Annotated in this window: 5 protein-coding genes and 1 pseudogene; all 6 read right to left on the bottom strand. The window is 43.1% G+C overall.

Features of this window, described 5'->3' with window-relative positions; genetic code table 11:
* Positions 1-183, bottom strand: a pseudogene (locus I6E38_RS14435) (hypothetical protein); the annotation flags it as partial.
* The gene (locus I6E38_RS14430; RefSeq protein ID WP_215760871.1) at positions 180-761 is read right to left on the bottom strand and encodes a type I phosphoribosyltransferase; all 582 of its coding nucleotides are present in this window, start codon (positions 759-761) and stop codon (positions 180-182) included. The gene I6E38_RS14430 and the pseudogene I6E38_RS14435, both read right to left, overlap by 4 nt.
* Positions 762-1,068: 307 nt before the next feature.
* Positions 1,069-1,380: a hypothetical protein gene (locus tag I6E38_RS14425; RefSeq protein ID WP_178265300.1), complete on the bottom strand. Its 312-nt coding sequence runs from the start codon at positions 1,378-1,380 to the stop codon at positions 1,069-1,071.
* A gap of 60 nt (positions 1,381-1,440) precedes the next feature.
* Positions 1,441-1,983, bottom strand: a complete 543-nt coding sequence (locus I6E38_RS14420; RefSeq protein ID WP_027324303.1) for a hypothetical protein — start codon at positions 1,981-1,983, stop codon at positions 1,441-1,443.
* A gap of 27 nt (positions 1,984-2,010) precedes the next feature.
* Entirely contained in the window at positions 2,011-2,469 is a 459-nt protein-coding gene (locus I6E38_RS14415; RefSeq protein ID WP_235394646.1) for a DUF2958 domain-containing protein, read from the bottom strand.
* A 531-nt stretch (positions 2,470-3,000) separates the two neighbouring features.
* On the bottom strand, positions 3,001-3,126 hold the full coding sequence (locus tag I6E38_RS15360; protein WP_262912389.1) for a hypothetical protein: 126 nt from the start codon (positions 3,124-3,126) through the stop codon (positions 3,001-3,003).
* Between the last annotated feature and the right edge of the window lie 720 nt (positions 3,127-3,846).

Raw genomic sequence — 3,846 nt, 5'->3', positions numbered from 1 at the left:
GCAAAGTCCGAGCTTGTGAAAGTTCGGGCTTTGTGATATTTTAAAAGAGGGTGTGAATTTTGACACACCCCCTCGTGACAGACGTTGCCTGATAATCTCTTTTCGTGAGAAGTCATAGTAACGATGTCCTGTGAAGGCTGCTGATTTAGCCCTGTCAAATGAGTTGTTGTTTCTTTTTTTCATTGCTGTACATATTTATATGATGTCTTGCCGAGGAATATGCCATCTGTAACATGCGCCCCGACCTGTTCTAATTGATTACTATAAGCACAAAAGGAAGAGCCGGTTGTCACCACATCGTCCCAAATGCAGACTATCTTATTCTTGAAGAAATCTGCATCCACCTCAATGTTCATACCCTCCTGTAATCTCTTCATGCGTAATTCTTTCTTTATTTTTGTTCCATGAACGGCAGTACGTTCCCCTCTTACTCTTACATGTGAAAAACCATCAATGGCACCCGATAGCCTGCATACAAGTTCGGAGAAATACTTGTTGCGAGCCTCGTTTCGTTCCTGGCTGCTTGCAGGAACACAAGAGAAGACTACCTTGCCTATCTTGCGTCCATACTTCTTCACCAACATCTTTGCAACACATTTGGCTACTTCTGCATGGTTGTGACCATCCTTGAAGTCATAGATGATTTGTCTGTCAAAAACAGCATCAAACCCAATGTTTTTTATTCTTGCAGGATAGTAACGTAAGAAACTGCTTAGGTTCTTGTCTTCTTGTCCTTTGATGTAAACCTTGACCATGTTCATTGTTCTTCTGATTTTTATTTCCCTCTCGTTAAATCCTTTCGGACTGTGATTGGGAAGATTTTCTGCATTCAGAAGTGCGGTCAAGGCAATCAGACAAGTCTGCCGTGAAGAATACTCTTTTTCGGTGAAAAAGGAAGATTGTCCACGAAGCACGACTTGCCATTTGCATTGAACAGTGGTAACTTCGCAGAAAATTCTCCCTAATCACCCGTCCGACAGGAAGTAAAGATCATCTTTACGTGAACCCTACATGATAGGACTTGCCAAGATAGTAAAAGAGGATGTACTGCTTTTCGCTCTTTGTTAGTCATTCGGGGTCGTATAAGTTTAGATACCACTCATTGATGTTCCACACCTCAATGTCATAATTCGTCTCATAGCCTTGGGTTTGGTAGGCAATTTCAAGTTCCTTACGGAGTATGCGCCTTGCTTCTGCTTTCAGCACACGTTTTGAGGTTTGTTCTATCTCGTCCTTGTCGAAGAACTCTTCCAACTCTATGCGATGGTTCTTCACAATGGCATTCACTGCCGCCCATTTGCTTGTGAAAACGCCTGCACACTTTCGATGGTTCATGCTATGCCATGCATCGGTTTCATAAACTACAAATATTTGTCTCATAATACTTTGTGATTATTAGGAATAGGCAGCGTTGTAGCCACCTATCCCTAAAGTGAATTACTATCCAATCTCTGAAATGATGAAGTCAATATGACCAGCAAAGATGTCATCTGCCTTAATCTCATGCTCATTGCCTCGGTCGTTCTTCTCATCACCAATGAAAGTGATGTCTCCGTCTTTATCCATTCTGACAGCAAGGATAACCACGTCACAAGGCTCATCATAGTCGTATGCGGCTACGATGGGACATTCTCCCTCAAAGTGCCACTCATAGCCATCATCCACCTTTTCACCATGAAGTCGAAGTGCGGTTGCAAGTTCTTCCTGCTCTCTGTTTTTCACTTCCTGCACACTGTCATAGATGGTAAAGTCTTTGAGCCTTGCGTGACGTGATGCATGCATAAACTCTCCGTTGGGTTGGCTGATGCTGTAATCATGGAATTGCACCGGCACAAAGTCAATGGGGGCTGCCATCCATGAAATGTTGTTAAGCGAATAATCATGCTCTGTCAAGAACTGCTCGATGTCCTCGTTTATCATGTGGTCGGGAACATTCAAAACTTCGATGCGCACATTTGCGCTGTCCATTACGATAATCTTCATAATCTTATGCGTTTATAGGGTTATATATTAGTCTTTGTCATAGAGCCGTGAGAGAAACGCCTGCAGTTCTGCGTCCTCAATCTCTGCAAGGGTGCAAGGCTTGAAATCCTTGTCCTGCTCAATCCTCAAAGTGCCAAGTCCGTACTCGCTTGCATCATAGGTGATACTTTCCATTTCGGTTACAGACTGGTAGCCGTACTCCGTCTCTTGCAGTCCAGTAACGATGCCATAGAGCGTAAAGTCATTGCCTTCCTGCTGTCCTTCCATGATGTACCAGCGGATATTGCCAAGGTAAAACACAGCAATGCAGAGAGCATCCTTATGCTTGCCATCCTGTGAATAAAGAGGATAGTCTGCCAATCTCTTCTGCAACTCAGATGTTATCAGGCGGTTAGTCTTTGTTGCACACTCCTGGGTTCTTGCAGTGCTCGAACCTTGTTCGGCTCTGCTGTCATTGTTCTTTTGCATGTTCAAATCTGTTTTCATATCTCTAAGATTTTTTCTCCCTTTCGTTAAGTCCTTTCGGACAGGATTGGGAAGATTTTTCTGCTTTCAGAAGTGCGTACAAGACAATCATGCAAGTCTGACGTGAAGAATACTCTTTTTTGTAGAAAAAGGAATATTGTTCACAAGGCACGACTTGCAAACTTGTTGAAGGACGCTATAACTTCGCAGAAAAATATTCCCGAAATCCTACGGACGACATGGAGGAACATTATAACTCAGAAAAGAAACCATAGTATCGCCAGAAAGGAAATCGGTTAAAACTGTATCGGGTGGGCTAATTCCAAATCATCTTGCTGTCAGTGGTGACAAAAGTGAAGTGTCATCAATACAAAGAGCCCACTTCAGAAAGAATGGAGTGTTTAGTTCCATCCTTACGGAAGTGGGCATGGATTGAAGACTTTTCACGTTACCACCTTTTGAGGAGGGTCTTCTGTTCATAGTCGTTAGATCTTGAATGGAAGACTCTCACCAAAATTGCAACATGGTTTGGGATTGGTGTGGGGCGAAGCATTATAACAGCTGGGTGGGAATGTCCTTGCAGACACCAACAGCCAGTGCGACAATAATGAACTCTTCGTCTATCTTTGATGACGGAATGTTCATGTCGTACCTTTGATAGAGAGGCTTCCTGCCCATAGTCGATACGCTCGACCATGGAGCAAAGGAAGTCTCTCCATCAAACTGTTAGTGTTTGCGGACATCGGTGTGGGCGAAGGTTAAGCTAAAGAAAGGATTATACGTTATAGCAGGGAAAGAAGCATGTTGAAACGAGGACAACCATCTTTATATAAGTTGAAAGAAGGGAGGGTCAATGAAGAATGTAGCTGTGAGCAAGAGCACCTTCTCGACGAATGGACATGCAGTATAGGCAAACTGATTAAGTGGGTAACGCTTGCGTCCCACCTACTCAGTTTGTTAGATACCGCATGTCGTTTCGTGATGCTCCTTCCTGCTGAGTGACCTGGCTTTACATCATGCTCAGCTGACATAAACGAAAGGTCTCTCAGGTGGAACTCCAGTTGCATCCTTCATGGTGTGGGGCGAAGCTGTATCTTGGTAAATGAAAATACTCTGGAAAAAGGATAACTCATCGTTTTCGACGAGATAAGGATTATAAAGGTCTTACATAGAAGATTATACAGTTGTGTACATGTATTCACGTCCACATGAATACAACAACACAAAAGAATGATTGCCACCACCAGAACTGGAAAATCTGATAGTGGCAATCTTCATTATTTTAATAAACAAAGGAATAGTTCACGTTGAAACATACATCAGACACCTTCATGGTGGTAATGACCATAGACCTATCCTCGGTGGTGAAACAGTATTGGTAGGAAGTTTCATCGGATG

The organism is Leyella stercorea (assembly GCF_021531355.1).
Classification (GTDB): domain Bacteria; phylum Bacteroidota; class Bacteroidia; order Bacteroidales; family Bacteroidaceae; genus Prevotella.
Note: the sequence above shows the minus strand (reverse complement) of the source record. Positions and strands in the feature narration are given on the sequence as shown.